We start from the raw sequence: 18,183 nt of genomic DNA, 5'->3' as shown, positions 1-18,183 counted from the left end.
CTCGACACGAACGGTGGTTTATTCAGATTTCGCGCACGTTCTCTCAGAATTCGCCGTTGAGCGAGATCGGCGTCGTCAGGTCGGCGCGGGCCAGGGTGCCGCTGGCGCCGTAGGCATAGGCGCGGCTGCCGGTGGCGCGCTTGGCTTCGGCCGCGATCGCATCCATGAGTTCGGCGGACAGTTCGATGTGACGTTCCAGCAGCGCGGCGTTGACCATCGATGCCGCGCGCAGTTCGCCCAGCGCGGTGGTGAAGGCTTCGCGGGCCAAAGCGTCGAGCGTGTCCGGCCAACCGGGATTCAAACGCGATTCGCGCGCAAACCGTTCTTCCAGCACCCCTACCAGCCGCGCCTTGGCCTGCGCCAGTTCGGCCAGCTCCGGCGCGCGGGCACCGGTTTCGAGCCGCTGCGTCTCTTCACGCATCACCGCCGACAGCGATGTCATGATCGTCACGACTTGCGCCGCACCATCTTTGTCATTCGCCATCGGAGCCTCCCTGCAGGCGGATGATCTGCGCCTCCACCGCCGAGGCGATGCCCAGGCCCTTGCCGGCAGCGATGCTGTTGCCGATCTGCTCGGCCAGCACGCCGCGGAACATCTCCTCGCCGTGGCCGCCGGAGAAGGCATCGTCCTGCTCCACCGATTCCATCAGTATCTTGGTGATCTGCCCGGCGAACACCGCCTCGAACTGCCGTGCGACCGCCGCAGGCGTGCGGTGCGGCGGCACGATCGTGTTGGGGGCGGTGGCGATCGGCCGGGTGGTGGGGACAATCGGATCGCTCATCGTCACTGCACCGCGATTTCGGCCTGCAACGCGCCCGCCGTCTTGAGCGCCTGCAGGATGGTGATGAGATCGCGCGGGCTGACCCCGAGCGCGTTGAGACCGGCGACCAGCGTCTGCAACGAGGTGCCGCTGTTCAGCATAGCCAGCGACGCGCCGTTGCCGTCGTTCGCCTCTATCCGGGTGCGCGGCAGCACGGTGGTCTGGCCGTTGGAGAACGGCGCCGGCTGCGAGGCGACCGGGGTTTCGGTGACGCTGATGGTCAGCCCGCCCTGCGCGATCGCCACCGGACTGACGCGCACGTCCGCGCCCATGACTACCGTGCCCGCCGCCTCGTTGATGACGATCCGCGCCGGCTGATCGACCGCGACGGTCAGGTTTTCGATGCGGGTGAGCAGATCGATCAGCGAACCGCTGCCGTAAGGGCGCAGTTCCACGGTGCCGGGGTCCAGCACCTCGGCCGATCCGGACGCCACGCTGTTGATAGTCCGGGCGATCTGCTCTGCAGTGGTGAAGTCCGGGTTCTTGAGCGCCAGCTTGAGCGAGTGGGCGTTGCGTAGGTCATAGGCCACTTCGCGCTCGATGATCGCCCCGCCGGCGATCCGCGCGGTGGTCATCACCCCCCGGCTCAGCTTGGCCCCGGCGCCTTGCGCCTTGAAGCCGGACACCGCCACCGGCCCTTGCGCCACCGCATAGATTTCACCGTCCAGCGCGCGCAGCGACGAGACAAGAAGGATGCCGCCCTGCAGGCTGCTGGCATCGCCCAGCGCCGAAACCTGGACGTCGATCGCCGATCCGGCGCGCGCGAACGGCGGCATCGTCGCGGTCACGGTGACGGCGGCGACATTCTGGGTCAGCATCTGGGTGCCGCGGATGTTCACGCCCATGCGCTCGAGCATGGCCTGCAGCGTCTCTTCGGTGAAAGGCACGTTGCGGATGCGATCGCCGGTGCCCTGCAGGCCGACGACGAGGCCATAGCCGACGAGCTGGTTGTTGCGCACGTTCTCGACATCGACGATGTCCTTGATACGCGGCATCGGCCCGGCCATCGCCAGCGTAGGCGTGATCAGCGCCAGAAGCGACAGGACGAATGCCAGCGAAGAACGGAACCAGGCCATCGCCTGTCTTATAGGACGAAAGCGGGCGCGGCGGGCCCGCAGGCGCAAATCCTGCGGTGGCGGCCGCGCGATCACCGGCCCGCCTTTTTCGCCAGCCGCATGACATAGCCGATGACTTCGGCAACAGCGGCATAGTGTTCGACCGGGATGGGATGGTCGATCTCCACCGCCGCGAACAAGGCGCGGGCGAGCGGCGGGTTTTCCAGCACCGGCACCCCGGCTTCGGCGGCGACCGTGCGGATGCGCAGCGCCACCGCATCGACGCCCTTGGCGACGACGGTCGGCGCGGCAGACACGCCGTGTTCGTACTTGAGGGCGACGGCGAAGTGGGTCGGGTTCGTGATGATAACGCTGGCGGTCGGGACCGCCGCCATCATCCGCCGGCGCGAACGCTGCATCTGGATCTGGCGGATCTTGGCCTTGATCTTGGGATCGCCGTCGCTCTGCTTGTGCTCGTCCTTCACTTCCTGCTGCGTCATCCGCATGCGCTGCAGGAAGGTGCGCCGCTGCCACAGGAAATCGAGCAGTGCCAGCACCAGCACCAGGATGACCACGGCCCGCAAGGCAGCGAACGCCATCCCGCCCGCTGCCGCGCCGATCGAGGCGGGATCGTGCCCGATCAGCCCGTCGGCGTTCCTGAGCCGGGGTGCCAACACCAGCCATACGACCAGCCCGATCGCGCCGATCTTGGCCAGCGTCTTGGTGAATTCCACCAGCGCCCGCACTCCGAACAGGCGGCTGAGCCCGCTGGCGGGCGAAAGCTTCGACCACTTCGGGCTGACCCGCGACCAGCTCAGGCTGAAGCGGCCCTGCAGGAACGCGGTGCCGACGGCGGCGACCATCAGTACCGCGAAGACCGGCAGCAGCGATACCAGCGCATGCCACGCGACCCCGGTGGCCAGGCTCTGCGCGCCTTCGGGATCGAGCGTGAAATCATCGGCATCGCCCCACAGCCGCCGCAGCATCGCCCCCAGCCCGTCGAGCGCCGAAACGCCGACCCAGCCGATCACCGCCAGCGCTCCGGACATCATCGTCGCGTGGCGGACCTCGGGGGCGATCGCCACTTCGCCGCGCTTGCGGGCATCCTCCAGCTTCTTGGGGGTTGGCGCGTGGGTCCGCTGGTCCTTGTCGGGTGCGTCACCGGCCATGTCAGAGCGACCAGCCGTTCTGGATGAAGCGCGCCATGGCGTTGGCGAAGGCGGTCAACAGCGCCCCCAGCGTTATCGCCAGGATCGACAGACCCAGCAGCAGGTTGAGCGGCTGGGCGATGAAGAACACCTGGATCGCCGGGGCGACCCGCGCCGCCAGCCCCTGCCCCAGGTTGAACAGCATGCCGTACAGGATCAGCGGCGCGGTGAGGCTGAGGCCCAGCGCGGTCGCCTGCCCCATCACCGCCACCGCCAGATGCGCGAAATCGGCGGCCGGCGGCAACCCGCCCACCGGGAACGCGCCATAGGAGCGGAAGATCGAGGCGATCCACAAGTGGTGCACGCCGCTGGCGAGGCATACGACCACCGCCCCCAGCCCGATGAACCGCGCCAGGATCGACACTTGCCCGCCCATCGCCGCATCGACCACCAGCGCCGACGACAGCCCGACCTGCTGCGAGGCGATGGCTCCGGCGATGGCGGCGGCGCTAAACAGCATCCGCACGATCATCCCCATCGCCATCCCGACCATGACCTCGCCGATCACCAGCAGCGGCAACGACATCCCCGAATGAAGCGCCGGGGTCACCTTGCCCTCCAGCATGCCGTACATGCCGAAGGTGAAGGCCAGCGCCATGATCAGCCGGACCTGCACCGGCACGCCATCGTCGGAAAACGCCGGCAGCAGCATGATCACCGCGCCAACCCGGCAGAACAGCAGCAGGAAAGCGGCCGTATCGATCGGCAAGCGCAGGAGCGTTGCAAGCTGGATCGCATCCATCGCGGGCGCTCAGCCGGTCACGGCGAGATGATGGCGTCGGCCACGCGATCCATGAACGCGCCCAGCGCATGGCCGATCATCGGCAGGCTGAGCAGCATGACCACGCCGACGATCAGCAGCTTTGGCACGAAGGTCAGCGTCATTTCCTGCACTTGCGTCAGCGCCTGGAGCAGGCCGATCACCACGCCGACGATCAGCGCCGCGACCAGCATCGGCCCGACGATGGTCAGCATCAGCACCAGCGCGGCGCGGGCCATTTCGATCGCTTCGTCGGCAGACATCGGCGGCGATCAGATCTGCATTCTCATGATGTCGGAATAGGCCGAGACCATGCGGTCACGCACCGCCACGACGGTGTCCAGCGCTGTCTCGGCCGCACCGATCGCGGTCACGACGTCGATCAGATCGCCTTTGCCGCCGATCTGCTTGATGCTTTGCGTCTCGGCGTTGCGCAGTGCGTCGCCCGTCTGCGACACCATGCCTTCGACCATCGCGCCGAACCCGCCACCGGGAGCCAGCCCGCCCAAGCCGCCGGTGCCGGGCGCCTGCTGCCCCGTGCCGCCCAGCGGTTTGGTGGTCCGCGCGGCGCGGGCATAGGCGGAAAGGCCGTCGAGTGAACCGATCGTGGACATGATGCGCCCTTACTTCAGCAGATCGACGGTGCGCATAGACATGCCGCGCGCCGCTTCGATGGCGTTGAGGTTGGCTTCGTAGGAACGCTGCGCCGCCTTCATGTCGGCGGTTTCGATCAGCGCATCGACATTGGGGCTTTCGACATAGCCCTTGGCGTCGGCCGCGGGGTTGCCGGGCTGGTAGACCCGCCCGAACGCGCTTTTGTCGGCATCGATCGACTTGACCGCAACTTGCGTCGCACCGGTGGCACGATCGACCTCGGCGGCGAAAGTGGCAACGCGGCGGCGATAGGGATCGCCATCGGGCGTGGTGGCGATCGAGTCCGCATTGGCAAGGTTTTCCGCGATCACCCGCATCCGCAGCGCCTGCGCACGCAGCCCCGATGCCGAAACCTCCACCGAATTACCCAGATCCGCCACTGCGCCCGCCGTTCCTAGCTGCTTCTTTCCTACTTATAGGCAACTTTTTCCTAGTGCCGCACTCCTCCTATAACTTTTTCCCCTATAAAGCGGCCGTGACCAGACGTTGAAAAGGAGACGGGCCGTGTCCGTCCTCGAAGGCATTCCCATCGACCTGCAGATCGTGCTCGGCTCGGCCAGCATCCCGATCCGGCAGGTGCTCAAGATGAGCCGTGGCGCGATGATCCCGCTCGATTGTGGGCAGGACGATCCGACCCGGGTCTACGTCAACGACCGGCTCGTTGCCGAAGGCCGCATCATCGTCAACGGTGAGGCGATGGCGCTCGAAGTGACGCGCGTGGTGGCCGGGGAGCGCTGAGCAGTGGACGCCCTGTCGCTGCTGCGGATGCTGGGCGCGTTGCTGCTGGTGCTGGGCGGGATGGTTTGCGCGTTGTGGGCGGTGAAGCGCTATGACCTGACGATCCCGCGCAAGTGGCTGGAAGGGCTGGGCCAGAAGTCCCCGGAAAAACGCCTCGAAGTGGTGGAGCGGCTGGCCATCGACCAGCGCCGGTCGATCATCCTGCTGCGCCGCGACGATACCGAATTCAGCATCCTCGTCGGCCCCGATGGCGTGACCGTGCTCGACGGCGGTGCCCCGGCACCGGCCCGCCCGGCGCAGGCGGCCGAACCGCGCCCCGCCCCGCGCAAGACCGCGCCGGCGTTTGCCGAGCGGCTGGCGATGCTTCCCGAAGTCACTTACGCGCAGGAAGCGCGCAAGGCGGACCTGCACTAGGATGATGGCACCAATTTTCGTTCTTTCGCCATCGCTTCTGACGCGCCGCGCTCAACGAGCAGCGGGATCCCGGGTCAAGCCCGGGATGACGAAGGCGGCTGGGCCTTTGGACGCGGATCAGTAGACCATGGTGGAATTGAACGCCGCCTCATCCCCGTCACCCCGGGCTTGCCCCGGGGTCCCGCTTGGTGCCCGTTCGCGCGCGATCCTGCGCCTGTTGGCGGTGATCGGCGTGTTGCTGGCGATCGGCCTGCCGGCGATGGCCATGGCACAGGCCGCCGGGGCCGCGCCGGGAGCGGGCGCGGTCAGCGGCGCGACGGCGGCTCTGGGCGGCGGCGGCACGATGTCGGGCCGGGTGCTCCAGCTCGTCATGATCCTGACGGTGCTCAGCCTCGCGCCGGGAATCCTGATGACGATCACCTCGTTCACCCGCATCGTCGTCGCGCTGTCGCTGCTGCGCTCGGGCCTTGGCGTGCAGGGCGTACCGCCCAACCCGATCGTGATTTCGCTGGCGCTGTTCCTCAGCTTCTTCGTCATGGCACCCACTTTCGATGCGGCGTGGAAGCAGGGGATGGAGCCGTACAACGCCGGCCAGATCAACGAGGCGCAGGCGCTGGAACGGGCCAGCCGGCCGTTCCACACCTTCATGCTCAAGCAAGTGCGCGACGATGACGTGAAGCTGTTCGTCGGCCTGTCCGGCAAGGTCCCGCACAGCCGCGCCGAACTGCCCATGACCACGCTGATGCCCGCCTTCATGATCTCGGAACTGCGCCGTGCCTTCGAGATCGGCTTCCTGCTGCTGCTGCCGTTCCTGGTGATCGACCTTGCGGTGGCGGCGGTGCTGATGGCGATGGGCATGATGATGCTGCCCCCGGCAACGATATCGCTGCCGATGAAGATCATCTTCTTCGTGCTGGTGGACGGCTGGGCGCTGGTGGCGGGATCGCTGGTCAAGAGTTTCGGCGGGGTGGGTTAGGCATCGCGGCGGCTACGGCATCGAACTGCGGCCCGCCCGCCTTGTGCCGCGCAGCTTCATGCCACACATAGCGGTCGATGCAGTCATGGCTTCCTTTGCTTTTGTGGACCTTGCCGGGCGTGCTGCTCACCTGCGTGACTGCAATCGCGCTGAACAGATGGGCGGGCGATAGGACGCCGACCCGCCGCGCGGTCTTGGCAACGGCAGCATCGGGCATGCCTTTCTTCTGCCTTCTGCTGTGGATGTTCGTCACGATCGATGATTTCATCTCGCTTGTCTTATCCATGGATCTGGAAGAATTTGTCATTCCAGCCCTGCTGCAACTGGCGGCGACGTTAATTCTCGCCGCCCCGTTGGGGTGGGGTCTGTCGCGCAGGTCGAAGCCGCAAAAATCGACGGCGGCAATATTCGAATGACCGGTCGAGGCTGGCTGGACAAACGCTGCAAGCAACGGAAAAAGGCATCACGCAGAGGCACAAAGATGTCGTCCTGCGCCGCAGGCAATCTCCCGGTTCCAACGCTGCGACATACGCCCCGTTGAATGAGAGAGGCGGCTTCGCCGCAAGCACAAACCCCTTTGCGCCTCTGCGCCTCTGCGCGAATCCGGTTTTTCGTCCGGCAAAGAGTTAGGGCAGCCTCGTGCGCACGCTTTTCCCGCTGTCCTACACACCCCGCCTGCGGCATGATCGGCAACGGGCCTTCCACGCCCCGCTCTTTCCCATCGTCAGAAGGCTACAGATCGCTTTTGTCCGGCAATTGTAAACTTCGCCATGTTTGGCCGCAACATGCTGATCTGAAAGTGCAAATTGGCGGACATCGAAAGTTACAGGGTGTAACCTTTGTAAACTTCGCCGGGCACCGCGAACCGCCATGCCGCCCAGGCTTCCCATCCGCTCACGGCCCGCCTCAAGCCGGTGCCGCCTGCGTAACCGCGACCGAGCGGACCACGTCCTTGCCGTAGACTTCGGTCGCCGCGTCCATCACCACCCGGCGAAAGCCGTCCAGACCGGGCACCAGCCCATCCGGCCCGCTGGCGAGCGGAGTGCGGTAAGTGCGCAGGTTCACCGCGTTCATCAGCAGCGGCAGCTTTGCGCCCACTTCCTCGGTCGTGCCTTGCGCCACCTCCAACTGGATCTCGAACTTGGCATAACCGGTGAGCCGCCCGTCGGCGAGCACCAGCGGGGCGAGCACTTCGACCGGGGGGACGAATTCGGTCGCCACCGGGCGCGGTTTGGCGGGGCGGCCGGTGAGGTACTGGGGTGCCGAGTGCAGCACGCCCCACGCCCCTGCGGCCCCGACGCCAAGCCCGGCGATCACCGTGACCAGCCCGATTCCGATGCGCTTGATCACGCCATCATCCCCTTAGAACTTGAAACTGGCATCGGACGGCAGCGCCCCGGATTCGGCCATGACGACGATGGTGATGCGCCGGTTTTCCGGCCGTTCGGGCTGATCGGGATAGACCGGTTCGGTCCCCGCCTTGCCCACCACTTCGGCAAAGCGATCCGCCGGCAGCCCCGCCGCAACCATCGCCGCCTGCGCCGCCAGCGCGCGCTCGGATGACAGTTTCCAGTTGGCGGCGCTGTCGCCACCGCCCGCGCCATCGGTATGCCCTTCGATGGCGATGCGGGTATCCATCCCGGCCAGCTTCTTGGCCGCCCGCGCCAGCAGCCCGCGCGCGAAGTCGTTAAGCTGCGCGGTGCTGCCCCTGAACATCGAGCGCTGGGCATTATCAACGAGGTGAATGCGCATCCCCTCGGGGCTTGGCCGGACATCGACATTGGGCTGGCCCGGAGTATCCGCCGGCGGTTCCAGCGCTACCTGCATCTCCTGCGCCATCACCCGCAGCGCGGCAGCGGGCACATCCGAGGTGCCGCCGCGCGCCACCCCGGCAACGCCCGCCTCGATCGCCGGCTGACCCTGAACGTCGCGGCTTTCGGACTGGTTGTTGCGCCCGTGGCCACCATCGCCGGGCTGCGATCCGGGGCGGGTGGTCAGCGTGGTGATCGGGCTTTCGCGCGTGGTATCGGCCGAGAAGTATTCGGCCAGGCCCTTCAGCAAAATCTTGTCGGGATTGGCCATCAGCCACAGCAGCATGAAGAACGCCATCATCGCGGTCACGAAGTCGGCATAGGCCACTTTCCACGCGCCACCGTGATGGCCGCCGCCGACCACCTTCTTGACCTTGCGGATGACGATCGGGCGGGTTTCGTTGCCTTTGCTCGCCATCGGATCAGGCAGCCGCCGCGTTCATCTGTTCCTTGACCGTCTCCAGCGCCGATTCCATCTCCTGGAAGCTGGGCGCATAGTTCGAAGGGGTCATGCGCCGGGCCAGTTCGATGGCGATTTCTGTCGGCTGTTCCTGCGCGTGGCCGATGATCGCGGTCTTCACCAGCATGTACGGCTTGAAATCGGCGTCGATGATCTGCTGCAGCTTCTGCGCGATCGGGCCGACCAGGCAATAGGCGAGCAGCACGCCGAGGAACGTGCCGACCAGCGCGCCGCCGATCATCGCGCCCAGCACTTCGGTCGGCTGGTCGATCGAGCTCATGGTCTTGATGACGCCGAGCACGGCGGCGACGATGCCGATCGCCGGCAGGCCGTCGGCCATCATCTGGATTGCGTGCTGCGGGCCCATTTCCTCGTGATGGTGGCGCTCCATGTCGCCCTCCATCGCTTCGGCCAACTGATGCGGGTCCTCGAAGTTGACGGTCATCATCCGCAGGTAATCGCAAATGAATTCGATCAGTTCGTGATCGCCCAGCAGGCGCGGATAGCGCGAGAAGATGGCGCTTTGCGACGGCGCATCGAGGTGCGGTTCGATCGCGTTGGCCCCGCCCTTTCGGAAGGTCGACAGCAGCGAATAGAGCAGCGCCAGCAGGTCGCGGTAGTCCGCCTCCTTCCAGCGCTCACCCTTGAACACGCGGGCCACGCCCTTGCCCGCCTTCTTCAGCGTGCCCATCGAATTGCCGAGCGCGAAGGCCCCCAGAGCCGCGCCGGCGATCGCCATCATCTCATGCGGCAGGGCATGAAAGATAACCTCCATGCTGCCCCCGGACAGCAGGAAACTGCCAAAGACGCATACCAGGATGACGATGAGGCCGGCGATGTTGAGCATGAACTATCCGCAAGTGATGGCCCCGCGCGCGCGAGGCTCGATGCTGAATTATAGGACCATCCGCTGCCCGCCGGTGCCGCATCGCGCAATTTTCCGGCCTGTGCCCGATCGCCGGTGGACCGTCCTATATTTATCGGGCGAAGCGCGAAACCGCCCGCAGTCTCGTTCGTCAAGCCGGAGCCATCATGTCGGTCAACGCCTACGTCCGCACCCAGAAGGTGGCCGCGACGCCCCGCAGCACCGAATTCCGGCTGATGAGCGAGGTGACAGCCGACATGATCGCGGCGCGCGATGCCGGGCTGACCGGGGCGCAACTAGCCGACGCGCTGCACCGCAACCGCCAGGTCTGGGGTGCCTTCACCACGTTGTGCATCGATTCCGGCAACGCCCTGCCGCATGAACTGCGCGCCGGGATCATCTCGCTCGGCTTGTGGGTGGACCGCCACACCTCGCTGGTGATGACCGGGCGCGACACCATTGACGAGCTGATCAACGTCAACCGCACGGTGATGATCGGCCTCGCCAACGAAAACGGCAACCCCGCCCCCGTCGGCTGACGTATCCTCCCCGGGACGGGGAGGATCAACGCCCCTCAGTGCGTCGAAACCATCGCCTCGCGGTATTCGGCCATCAGTGCGAAGCGGGGGTCGTGGATGGCGAGGTCGCCGATGGTCTTGGCCGCGCGCTTGGCGATCTGGCGCATGCGTTCGCGGGTGGATTCGTCATCGCCCAGGTCGAGCGGGGCGATGTCGAACAGCCGCCCCTGGACCACCTGGCGGTTGTGCTCGATGCGCTCCTCCAGTTCGCTTACCTCGCTGGTATCGACCGGCGGCTGGGGAACAGCCACTGCCCCAGCGGCGCGTTCGGCGCGGGTCAGCTTGCGCGGCTGGGCGCGGCGGTTGATACGATCGAGGCCGGCGTTGCGCAAGTGCTCGACATACGTGTCGGTCAGCGCGCGCATCGCCGAACGGGCGAGGTAATCGCTCGCGCCCGCTTCGGTGCGGTCCAGCGCGTCCTCGTCAGCGATGGCCGCGAGGATCGACAGGCCTTCGCCGTCCGCGCCGCCGGTGATCGCGTCAAGCGAGACGGTGGTCGCCTCCACCTTGCGCGCGGACGGGCGTTGATCGGTCATGACGCGGAAGCGCAGGCTCTGGAGTTCGCCGCGGATCTGCCAGTTCACGAATGTGGTGAACTGCGCCTTTTCCGGTTCATAGGCGAGGATCGCGCGGTGGACGGCGATGGCGCAGCACTGCTCGGCATCCTCCCAGTGACCGGCAAGGCCGTACTGGCGGATGAAGTGACGGATGCGCGGCGCGATCAGCTTGAGAATGCGGGCAAAAGCACGATCGATTTCGGCACGCTGACGCCGGGTTTGCGCGGCATCGGTCGGCATATTGGACTGGACCGTGGAAACCGCGGCCTCAAGAGCGGCAGTGATCTTCGACATGGCGAACCCCGGTTCGCGAAGCCCCTTGCGTCGCGTCCTTGAGGGCGAATCTATTCCTATATTTCGGGAACCAACAATCCTATACCGGAGTTATCCACTGATGCGGCAAATTTTGCCGCCTTTAGGTCGATTTTTCCTACCATTTGGTTTGGTACGAGTCGCCGAGTTGACAAAAACGGCACATTTTTGACTCCCGATGCGACTCCGAACGGGCAATCTTTGCCTGCCCCCCTTGCCGGATCAGGCGAAGCGATCAGGCCGGATGCGCTTGCCGACATATTCGAGCAGCCAGGTGCGGTGGGCCGCCACCGCGCTGCCGGCCCGGGCGATGCGCCGCTCGGCCGCCGCCGTGCCCACTTGCGCACCCAGCAGCCTGCGAGCGCGATCAGGCGAAAGCCCGCCGGCAAGGAACCGTCGCGCATCGCCGACGCCGAGGTGATGGCCCAGATAGGCCGCCTGCGCCACGTCCACCGTATCGGTGCCGGTCAGCGCCCCTGCCCGGCGCAGCGCCTTGACGTTGGCACTGGCGTAATCGGCCACCGCCTCGATCGAGGCGCGCGGATCGTAGCGCATCGCCAGCAGAGCGCTGCGGCTGGACTCCTTCACTTGCCCCCGCGCATCCAGCCAGCCTCGCGCCTGCGCCGTCTGGTTAAGCCAGGTTCCGGCACGCTCCGCCTCGCCCTCCCAGGTGCGCGACAGGAACTGGCCGAGGCCGGCGGCGCTGGAGCGGGGGTTGCGCGAATAGGGCTGCCAGGCCCCGCTCGGCCCTTTGGCCGCTTCGGCATCGACGATCGCCGCCAGCGCCGAGGCAGGGATGCCGCTGCGCGCGGACGCGGCGTCGAGCATTCCGGTGTAGCGCGCGTTGGGCCCGTCCCGCATCGCCGTCAGTGCCTCACCGCCACCGGCGGCGGCAGGGGCAAGCTGCGGCATCGCGCTGACATCGAGCGGGGTCTCGGGATCAGGCGAGAGGATCGCCAGCAGCCGGTCGAGGCCCAGCGGCCCGACCGGCATCAGCGCGGTGGTCGAGCCGGGCGTCGCATCGTCGCCAGTCACCGATCCGAGCGCCGCGTTCCACAGCCGCGACGACATGTCGCTGCGCGCCTGCTCGTAGATCAGCCGGGCCTTCTCGGCCGCGCTCAGGCCGGTCGCGGCCGTATCGGCGGTGCGCGCACCCTCGATCATGACGCCCTGCCCCCGGGCTCGCGCTGGGTACGGGCGCTGCGCACGAAAACGGTAGCGCTGCGATCATCGCTGGCGGACTGTTCGGCCGCCGCTTCGTTGCGCCGCGCCTCGGCCCGGAAGCCGTCCGCCGCCGTCTCGATTCCGCGCAACACCCCATAGGCATCGGCGGCGCTGGTGCGCAGCCGGTCGATCCGGCCTTCCAGCTCGCGCTGCCGGGCCGTCAGCGCCTGCCGCGCGCCACGCATGCGCTGCTGCCAGCCGGGCGAGACCAGAGTGAGGTCGGCGGCAGCCAGATCGGCTTCATCGCGCAAGGCCGCCGCCACCCGCGCCCGCTCCTGCTCCACCGCGCCCAGTGCCCCGGCCTCGGCGTTGATGGCGTTCACCACTTCGTCCAGTTCGCGCTGGCGCAGCCGCAGCGCGGCGTCATAGGGCGTCTTCATCGGTCCCCTCCAGAATGGCGTTCAGAGCCGCGAAATCGCGTGCGGCGAAGCTGCGGTCGTGCCGGTCCTGCTGCAACAGCTCCTCGATGCGGGGGGCGATGCCGACCGCGCGATCGACTTCCGGGCTGGCACCGGGGCGATAGGCACCCAGCCGGACCATCTCTTCCATGTCTTTCCACGTCGCCAGTTCGCGGCGCGCGGCAAGCCGGGTGGCGTTGTCCTCGGGATCGAGGCAGTGCGGCAGCGTGCGCGAAACCGAGCGTAGCACGTCGATCGCCGGATAGCGCCCGCGCTCAGCGATCTGGCGGCTGATGACGACGTGGCCGTCAAGGATACCGCGCACAGCATCGGCGATCGGCTCGTTGTGATCGTCGCCATCGACCAGCACGGTGAACAGCCCGGTGATCGCCCCCTGTCCCGGCAGGCCGGGTCCGGCACGTTCCAGCAAGCGGGGCAGTTCGGCGAAGACGGTGGGGGTATAGCCCTTGGTGGCAGGCGGCTCGCCGGCGGCGAGGCCGATCTCGCGCTGGGCCATGGCGAAGCGGGTTACCGAATCCATCAGGCACAGCACATCGAGCCCGGCATCGCGGAAATGTTCGGCCACTGCCAGCGTGGTCCATGCCGCCTGCCGCCGCAGCAGCGCCGGTTCATCCGAGGTGGCGACGACGACGACGCTGCGCGCCAGCCCTTCCTCGCCCAGATCGTCCTCGATGAATTCCTGCACTTCACGGCCGCGCTCGCCGATCAGGCCGATCACCGCGACATCGCATTCGCTCCAGCGCGCCAGCATCGACAGCAGGGTCGATTTGCCCACCCCTGACCCCGCGAACAGACCCAGCCGCTGGCCCCGGCACAAGGGCGCGAAAAGATCGAGCGCGCGTACCCCGGTCTCGATCCGCGTCCCCACCCGCGCGCGCGAAGACGCCGGCGGCGGCGCGGCCTTGATCCGTCGGCGCTCGGGCCCCTGCGGCAGCGGCCCCTTGCCGTCCACCGGACGGCCAAGCCCGTCGACCACCCGGCCGAGCCAGCCCGGCGAGACCCGTAGGTCAAGCTGCCCGGCGGTCAGTTCGGCGCGCGACCCCGAGGCGATGCCTTCGGGTTCGTGGAACGGCATGCAATGAGCGATACCGTGGTCGAGCCCGATCACTTCGGCGTCGATCGCCCCGGCATGCGAGCGCAAGGTGATCCGCGATCCGATCCGCGCCGCGCCGGCCAGTCCGTCCACTTCGATCAGCGCCCCGCGCACGGACACCACGCGCCCATAGCGCTGGTCCGGCATGAGCGTGCGCAGACCGGCAGCAGCGGCGGCGAGGCTAGGCAAGGCGGGCCAACGCCTCGGTCTCGTAATCGATCAGCCAGCGGCATTCGGTCAGCGCGTGGTAGAAATCGCCCACCGCCACCTTTTCCGCGAACGTAACGCAGACTGCCTTGGCTTCGGGCGAGCGCAGCGCCGACAGCAGCGCTTCGAGCTTTTCCAGCAGCGCCGCCTGGTGCTGCTCCAGATTGGCGGGATCGATATAGGCCATCATGCAGGTGAAATAGAGGTGGCGGGCCGGGGTGGTGGCATCCTGCGGCTTCATGACATCGCGCCCGCGCAGGATCGTCGCGTCGTTTTCCAACACCAGATCGGTGCGGCCGACCGCGCGCAGGACCGCGCCGTTCACGATCAGTGGCTCGTCGTTGCGAAGCGAAATGCGAAGCGTCATGGCGAAAGAAACCCCCTTGGTGAGATCAATTATAGGAACATTTGCGCGTTCCCGCGTGCAGGCAGGCAATTTTTGCCGGGTGCCCGTGAAGATATGCTGAAACTCCGCCGGATTTTTATCCTTCGGCGCGACCGGAGGGGCTCAATTCATCCTAGAACGCCTGTGTCCGGTGCGCGAATGTGCGCTTCGCGACGCGCACTCGGCCGCCCGTCCGGCACAGGAGACATGCTATGAGCCTCTATTCTGCTCTCTACGCCGGCGTTTCGGGCCTCAATGCGCAGTCGAGCGCGATGGCCACGGTCGCGGACAACATCACCAACGTGAACACGGTGGGCTACAAGGGCACCTCGGCGCAGTTCGAATCACTGGTCAACGGCGGCAGCCTGGTCAGCAGCTATTCGGCCGGCGGCGTCACCGCCACGCCCAAGGCGCTGATCTCGAAGCAGGGGCTGCTCCAGGCATCGAACAGCCTGACTGATATCAGCATCGACGGCGCGGGTTTCTTCGTGGTGCGCCCCAACACCGACGGTACCGGCGCGATCGCCTATACCCGGTCCGGTTCGTTCACCACCGATTCCGCCGGTTATCTGCGCAACACCGCGGGCTACTATCTGATGGGCTGGCCGCTCGACGCCAACGGGAACGCCGTCGGCACCGCCAGCCAGACCTCGTTGCAGGCGATCCGGCCCAATGCGCTGACCGGCGCGGCGACACCGACGCGGCTGATCGAACTGCGCGCCAACCTCGATTCCACCGCCACCCCGGTCAGCACCTATACCGCCGGCGATATGGCGAACGGCACCACCAGCCCGGAATTCTCGCGCTCGGTCAGCATTTTCGACGCGCAAGGATCGGCGCACACGCTGACCTTCAGCTTCGTCAAGACCGGGGCTAACCAGTGGGCAGCGGAAATCACCGGCGATCCGGCGGAAATGACCACCATCAACGGCCTGCCGGTGGGCAGCAACGGCTTGCTCGGCAGCGCCACGGTCAGCTTCAACGCCGATGGCAGCCTTAACCTGGGCAGCGCCCAGTCGCTGTTCGGCGCGCTCAGCATCACTTACGCCAACGGTGCTGGATCATCGCCGATCACCCTGAACCTCGGCAGCAACGGGGGGCTTGGCGGGCTGACCCAGTTTGGCAGCGATTCCGCGCTGCTCGCCTCCTCGGTCGATGGCGGCATGCTGGGCACGGTGGCTTCGGTGAAGATCTCCGACAGCGGCATCGTCAGCGCGGTGTTCGACGATGGCACCTCGCGCGCGATCTACCAGATCCCGATCGCCACCTTCCAGAACCCGGACGGGCTGACGCGGATCAGCGGCAATGCCTACCTCGTTTCGCAGGATTCGGGCACCGCCGCGATCAATGCGGCGGGATCGGCCGGGACCGGCAAGATCTCGGCCAGCATGCTCGAAGCCTCCAACGTCGATCTGGCGGCCGAATTCTCGAACATGATCCTGTTCCAGCGCGCCTACAGCGCTTCGTCCAAGATTATCACCACGGTGGACGACATGCTCCAGGAAGTCAGCAACCTGAAGCGCTGATACGCGGCCGGAAAACCGTAAGTGTCGATCAATTCGATCCTCCATTCCGCCATTTCGGGGCTGTCCGCCTCGCAGGCGGGCATGCAGACCGTTTCGACCAACATCGCCAATGTCGGCACCGTCGGCTATGCCCGCCAGACGGTGTCGCAGAGCGCATCGGTCACCGGCGGCGCGGTCAACGGCGTGGTGGTCGGCGAACCGTCGCGCGTCGCGGACAAGTTCCTGGAAGCCGCCGTCTACCAGCGTGCCGGAACCGCCGGGGCGGCCGATGCGACCGCCAACTACCTCGATCGCCTGCAGGCGCTGCTGGGCGCGCCGAGCGCGGAGAGCGGGCTGTCATCGCGCCTTTCGGCGATCTCCAGTTCGATCTCCGAGGTGACCGGCCTGCAGGGTTCGCCCGAGGCGGTGGCGCTGTTCACCGGCAACATCCAGGACAGCATTGATACCCTGAACGGGCTGCGCGGCGATGTCGCCAACCTTCAGGGCGATGTCGACAGCGAGGTGGCCGACACTGTCACGCGCGCCAACGAGCTGCTCAAGAAGATCCACGGCCTCAACGCCGAAGTGGCGCGGCTGCAGGGCCAGGGCATGGGCACATCGGGCCCGGCGGATGAGAGGATGAACGCGCTTCAGGAACTGAGCGGGCTGATCGCGGTCAGCGTGCGCGAGCAGCCGGACGGGCGCGTCACCATCGATACCGGTTCGGGGCAGGTGCTGCTGGACCGGCGGCTGCGACAACTGAGCTATGCCGACAGCGGCATTGCCGGCGCGCAATCGAGCTATTCCTCGATCGACATCCGCTTTGCCGGCGATGACGGCGTCAGCGGCGCTTCGACCGGAACGCGGATCGAATCGGCGAGCGTCGGTGGCAAGCTGGGTGGCTTGCTCGATATGCGCGACCGGGTGTTGCCGGGCTTTTCGGAACAGCTCGGTCAGGTCTTCACCGGGCTGGCGCAGACGCTGAATGCGGTGTCCAACGCCGGGACCACGCTGCCCGCGCCACAAGTGCTGCATGGGCAGTCCAACGGGCTGATCGGCGCGGACCGGCTCGGTTTCACCGGCAAGGCGACGTTCGCGGTCGTCTCGGCCGAGGGGACGCTGGTAGCCAAGACGACGGTCGATTTTGACGCGCTGGGATCCGCCGCGACGGTGGACGATGCCGTGGCGGCGATCAACGCCGGGCTGGGCGCAGCGGGCAGTGCCGGCTTCAGCAATGGTGTACTGTCGATCGGCGCGGCATCCAGTGCTAACGGCATCGCCATCGCGCAAGACAGCGCCACCCCCAGCGATCGCGCCGGAGTGGGCTTTTCGCAGTTCTTCGGGCTCAACAACCTCGTGCGATCGGAAACCAGCGCGCTGGTCCCGTCCGGCTTCGTCGCCGGCGACGCCACCGGGTTCGCCGCCGGGCAGACCAGCCAGGTCATGCTGCGCGGCGCCAACGGCAGCATTCTTGCCAGCCAGACGCTGACCGCCGCCACCGGCGACACCTGGGGCGATGTGGTCAACCAGCTCAACAGCGGCGATCTGGCCGCTTACGGCACCTTCGCGCTGGATGACAAGGGACGCATCGCCTTCACCCCGAAAGCGGGCAGCACCGGCGCGACGATCTCGGTCCCGGCGGACAATACCACCCGCTATGGCACGAGCCTGTCGTTCTCGGCACTGTCCGGGCTGACCGGCGCGGCCAGCGGCCTGTCCACCGCGCAAGTCTCCGCCGATTTCCTCAACAACACCGCCCGCGTACCGCTGGCGCTGCTGCAGGCGGACGCGGCGGTCGGCGGGAAGGCGATCGGATCGGGCGACATCCGCAATGCCAACGCCTTCGTCGATGCCCTGCTGGCCACCGCCGATTTCGGCAAGGACGGCAAGGCCACCGTGGTCCAGTTCGCGAACCGGCTGCTCGGCAACGTCGGCGCGCAGGCATCGCTGGCGCAGACCACGGCCGACAACACCTCGGCCCGGCTGACCGACGCGACGACGCGGCGCGATTCCTATTCCGGCGTCAACATCGACGAGGAACTGGCGCACATGGTGGTGCTGCAAAACAGCTACTCCGCCGCCGCGCGCGTCATCACCACCGCATCGAAGATGTACGACGCCCTCCTGGACATGGTGTGATC

Annotated in this window: 23 protein-coding genes; 7 read left to right on the top strand and 16 right to left on the bottom strand. The window is 66.9% G+C overall.

The window, feature by feature from the left end; genetic code table 11:
• Positions 1–43: 43 nt before the first annotated feature.
• From IE122_RS07280 to flgC, 8 genes are all read right to left on the bottom strand, one after another.
• Positions 44–484 carry a flagellar biosynthesis protein FlgN gene (locus IE122_RS07280; protein WP_189620451.1) on the bottom strand — a complete coding sequence of 147 codons (441 nt, stop codon included), beginning with the start codon at positions 482–484 and terminating at the stop codon, positions 44–46.
• Positions 474–782, bottom strand: a complete 309-nt coding sequence (locus tag IE122_RS07275; RefSeq protein WP_189620450.1) for a rod-binding protein — start codon at positions 780–782, stop codon at positions 474–476. Before IE122_RS07275 ends, IE122_RS07280 begins: the two co-directional genes overlap by 11 nt.
• Before the next feature lie 2 nt (positions 783–784).
• On the bottom strand, positions 785–1,828 hold the full coding sequence (locus IE122_RS07270) for a flagellar basal body P-ring protein FlgI (RefSeq protein WP_373299118.1): 1,044 nt from the start codon (positions 1,826–1,828) through the stop codon (positions 785–787).
• A gap of 140 nt (positions 1,829–1,968) precedes the next feature.
• Positions 1,969–3,045: a flagellar biosynthesis protein FlhB gene (flhB, locus tag IE122_RS07265; RefSeq protein WP_189620446.1), complete on the bottom strand. Its 1,077-nt coding sequence runs from the start codon at positions 3,043–3,045 to the stop codon at positions 1,969–1,971.
• Between the two features lies 1 nt (position 3,046).
• Positions 3,047–3,826 carry a flagellar biosynthetic protein FliR gene (gene fliR, locus IE122_RS07260; RefSeq protein WP_189620445.1) on the bottom strand — a complete coding sequence of 260 codons (780 nt, stop codon included), beginning with the start codon at positions 3,824–3,826 and terminating at the stop codon, positions 3,047–3,049.
• A gap of 17 nt (positions 3,827–3,843) precedes the next feature.
• Entirely contained in the window at positions 3,844–4,107 is a 264-nt protein-coding gene (locus tag IE122_RS07255) for a flagellar biosynthetic protein FliQ (protein WP_189620443.1), read from the bottom strand.
• Positions 4,108–4,116: 9 nt separating this feature from the next.
• A complete protein-coding gene (gene fliE, locus IE122_RS07250; RefSeq protein ID WP_189620441.1) occupies positions 4,117–4,458 on the bottom strand; it encodes a flagellar hook-basal body complex protein FliE in 342 nt (113 codons plus the stop codon).
• Between the two features lie 9 nt (positions 4,459–4,467).
• On the bottom strand, positions 4,468–4,878 hold the full coding sequence (gene flgC, locus IE122_RS07245) for a flagellar basal body rod protein FlgC (protein WP_189620440.1): 411 nt from the start codon (positions 4,876–4,878) through the stop codon (positions 4,468–4,470).
• Between the two features lie 124 nt (positions 4,879–5,002).
• On the opposite strand from flgC, the gene IE122_RS07240 reads away from it, so the two are divergent.
• From IE122_RS07240 to IE122_RS07225, 4 genes are all read left to right on the top strand, one after another.
• Positions 5,003–5,236 (top strand): FliM/FliN family flagellar motor switch protein, encoded by a 234-nt coding sequence (locus tag IE122_RS07240; RefSeq protein WP_189620439.1) that lies wholly within the window; start codon positions 5,003–5,005, stop codon positions 5,234–5,236.
• Between the two features lie 3 nt (positions 5,237–5,239).
• A complete protein-coding gene (locus tag IE122_RS07235) occupies positions 5,240–5,650 on the top strand; it encodes a flagellar biosynthetic protein FliO (RefSeq protein WP_189620438.1) in 411 nt (136 codons plus the stop codon).
• A 259-nt stretch (positions 5,651–5,909) separates the two neighbouring features.
• Positions 5,910–6,626 carry a flagellar type III secretion system pore protein FliP gene (gene fliP, locus IE122_RS07230; RefSeq protein WP_189620547.1) on the top strand — a complete coding sequence of 239 codons (717 nt, stop codon included), beginning with the start codon at positions 5,910–5,912 and terminating at the stop codon, positions 6,624–6,626.
• A gap of 77 nt (positions 6,627–6,703) precedes the next feature.
• Complete coding sequence (locus tag IE122_RS07225; RefSeq protein ID WP_189620437.1) at positions 6,704–7,042, top strand: hypothetical protein; 339 nt, start codon at positions 6,704–6,706, stop codon at positions 7,040–7,042.
• A gap of 490 nt (positions 7,043–7,532) precedes the next feature.
• Here the strand turns inward: IE122_RS07225 and IE122_RS07220 are convergent, their stop codons facing one another.
• From IE122_RS07220 to motA, 3 genes are read right to left on the bottom strand one after another with little or no spacing between them, the layout of a single operon-like run.
• The gene (locus IE122_RS07220; RefSeq protein ID WP_308430410.1) at positions 7,533–7,976 is read right to left on the bottom strand and encodes a hypothetical protein; all 444 of its coding nucleotides are present in this window, start codon (positions 7,974–7,976) and stop codon (positions 7,533–7,535) included.
• 12 nt (positions 7,977–7,988) lie between these two features.
• The gene (locus IE122_RS07215; protein WP_189620436.1) at positions 7,989–8,855 is read right to left on the bottom strand and encodes a flagellar motor protein MotB; all 867 of its coding nucleotides are present in this window, start codon (positions 8,853–8,855) and stop codon (positions 7,989–7,991) included.
• 4 nt (positions 8,856–8,859) lie between these two features.
• Positions 8,860–9,744 (bottom strand): flagellar motor stator protein MotA, encoded by an 885-nt coding sequence (gene motA, locus IE122_RS07210; protein ID WP_189620435.1) that lies wholly within the window; start codon positions 9,742–9,744, stop codon positions 8,860–8,862.
• Positions 9,745–9,929: 185 nt separating this feature from the next.
• Here motA and flaF point away from each other — a divergent pair, with 185 nt between their 5' ends.
• Positions 9,930–10,301 (top strand): flagellar biosynthesis regulator FlaF, encoded by a 372-nt coding sequence (gene flaF, locus IE122_RS07205; protein WP_189620434.1) that lies wholly within the window; start codon positions 9,930–9,932, stop codon positions 10,299–10,301.
• Between the two features lie 35 nt (positions 10,302–10,336).
• Here flaF and IE122_RS07200 read toward each other — a convergent pair whose 3' ends face one another.
• The 5 genes from IE122_RS07200 to IE122_RS07180 all read right to left on the bottom strand — a co-directional run bounded on the left by IE122_RS07200 (position 10,337) and on the right by IE122_RS07180 (position 14,519).
• Complete coding sequence (locus tag IE122_RS07200) at positions 10,337–11,191, bottom strand: sigma-70 family RNA polymerase sigma factor (RefSeq protein WP_189620433.1); 855 nt, start codon at positions 11,189–11,191, stop codon at positions 10,337–10,339.
• Positions 11,192–11,431: 240 nt separating this feature from the next.
• Positions 11,432–12,373 carry a peptidoglycan-binding protein gene (locus tag IE122_RS07195; RefSeq protein WP_189620432.1) on the bottom strand — a complete coding sequence of 314 codons (942 nt, stop codon included), beginning with the start codon at positions 12,371–12,373 and terminating at the stop codon, positions 11,432–11,434.
• A complete protein-coding gene (locus IE122_RS07190; protein ID WP_189620431.1) occupies positions 12,370–12,813 on the bottom strand; it encodes a hypothetical protein in 444 nt (147 codons plus the stop codon). Before IE122_RS07190 ends, IE122_RS07195 begins: the two co-directional genes overlap by 4 nt.
• Positions 12,797–14,134, bottom strand: coding sequence for a flagellar protein export ATPase FliI (fliI, locus tag IE122_RS07185; RefSeq protein ID WP_189620430.1), 1,338 nt, complete (start codon positions 14,132–14,134; stop codon positions 12,797–12,799). The genes IE122_RS07190 and fliI overlap by 17 nt, the downstream gene beginning before the upstream one ends.
• Positions 14,127–14,519: a flagellar biosynthesis repressor FlbT gene (locus tag IE122_RS07180; protein ID WP_189620429.1), complete on the bottom strand. Its 393-nt coding sequence runs from the start codon at positions 14,517–14,519 to the stop codon at positions 14,127–14,129. The genes fliI and IE122_RS07180 overlap by 8 nt, the downstream gene beginning before the upstream one ends.
• A 230-nt stretch (positions 14,520–14,749) precedes the next feature.
• On the opposite strand from IE122_RS07180, the gene flgE reads away from it, so the two are divergent.
• Together flgE and flgK are read left to right on the top strand one after the other, a co-directional pair.
• A complete protein-coding gene (flgE, locus tag IE122_RS07175; RefSeq protein ID WP_189620428.1) occupies positions 14,750–16,063 on the top strand; it encodes a flagellar hook protein FlgE in 1,314 nt (437 codons plus the stop codon).
• Positions 16,064–16,084: 21 nt separating this feature from the next.
• Positions 16,085–18,181 carry a flagellar hook-associated protein FlgK gene (gene flgK / locus IE122_RS07170; protein ID WP_189620427.1) on the top strand — a complete coding sequence of 699 codons (2,097 nt, stop codon included), beginning with the start codon at positions 16,085–16,087 and terminating at the stop codon, positions 18,179–18,181.
• The last annotated feature ends 2 nt before the right edge of the window (positions 18,182–18,183 follow it).

The organism is Novosphingobium colocasiae (assembly GCF_014652555.1).
GTDB lineage: Bacteria > Pseudomonadota > Alphaproteobacteria > Sphingomonadales > Sphingomonadaceae > Novosphingobium > Novosphingobium colocasiae.
Note: the sequence above shows the minus strand (reverse complement) of the source record. Positions and strands in the feature narration are given on the sequence as shown.

Bases quoted from the DNA above. Each gene is read 5' to 3' on its own strand.
- IE122_RS07280 (WP_189620451.1), bottom strand. From the start codon at position 484: ATGGCGAATGACAAAGATGGTGCGGCGCAAGTCGTGACGATCATGACA.
- IE122_RS07275 (WP_189620450.1), bottom strand. From the start codon at position 782: ATGAGCGATCCGATTGTCCCCACCACCCGGCCGATCGCCACCGCCCCC.
- IE122_RS07270 (WP_373299118.1), bottom strand. From the start codon at position 1,828: ATGGCCGGGCCGATGCCGCGTATCAAGGACATCGTCGATGTCGAGAAC.
- flhB (WP_189620446.1), bottom strand. From the start codon at position 3,045: ATGGCCGGTGACGCACCCGACAAGGACCAGCGGACCCACGCGCCAACC.
- fliR (WP_189620445.1), bottom strand. From the start codon at position 3,826: ATGGATGCGATCCAGCTTGCAACGCTCCTGCGCTTGCCGATCGATACG.
- IE122_RS07255 (WP_189620443.1), bottom strand. From the start codon at position 4,107: ATGTCTGCCGACGAAGCGATCGAAATGGCCCGCGCCGCGCTGGTGCTG.
- fliE (WP_189620441.1), bottom strand. From the start codon at position 4,458: ATGTCCACGATCGGTTCACTCGACGGCCTTTCCGCCTATGCCCGCGCC.
- fliP (WP_189620547.1), top strand. From the start codon at position 5,910: ATGGCCATGGCACAGGCCGCCGGGGCCGCGCCGGGAGCGGGCGCGGTC.
- IE122_RS07225 (WP_189620437.1), top strand. From the start codon at position 6,704: ATGCAGTCATGGCTTCCTTTGCTTTTGTGGACCTTGCCGGGCGTGCTG.
- IE122_RS07215 (WP_189620436.1), bottom strand. From the start codon at position 8,855: ATGGCGAGCAAAGGCAACGAAACCCGCCCGATCGTCATCCGCAAGGTC.
- motA (WP_189620435.1), bottom strand. From the start codon at position 9,744: ATGCTCAACATCGCCGGCCTCATCGTCATCCTGGTATGCGTCTTTGGC.
- flaF (WP_189620434.1), top strand. From the start codon at position 9,930: ATGTCGGTCAACGCCTACGTCCGCACCCAGAAGGTGGCCGCGACGCCC.
- IE122_RS07200 (WP_189620433.1), bottom strand. From the start codon at position 11,191: ATGTCGAAGATCACTGCCGCTCTTGAGGCCGCGGTTTCCACGGTCCAG.
- IE122_RS07195 (WP_189620432.1), bottom strand. From the start codon at position 12,373: ATGATCGAGGGTGCGCGCACCGCCGATACGGCCGCGACCGGCCTGAGC.
- IE122_RS07190 (WP_189620431.1), bottom strand. From the start codon at position 12,813: ATGAAGACGCCCTATGACGCCGCGCTGCGGCTGCGCCAGCGCGAACTG.
- IE122_RS07180 (WP_189620429.1), bottom strand. From the start codon at position 14,519: ATGACGCTTCGCATTTCGCTTCGCAACGACGAGCCACTGATCGTGAAC.
- flgE (WP_189620428.1), top strand. From the start codon at position 14,750: ATGAGCCTCTATTCTGCTCTCTACGCCGGCGTTTCGGGCCTCAATGCG.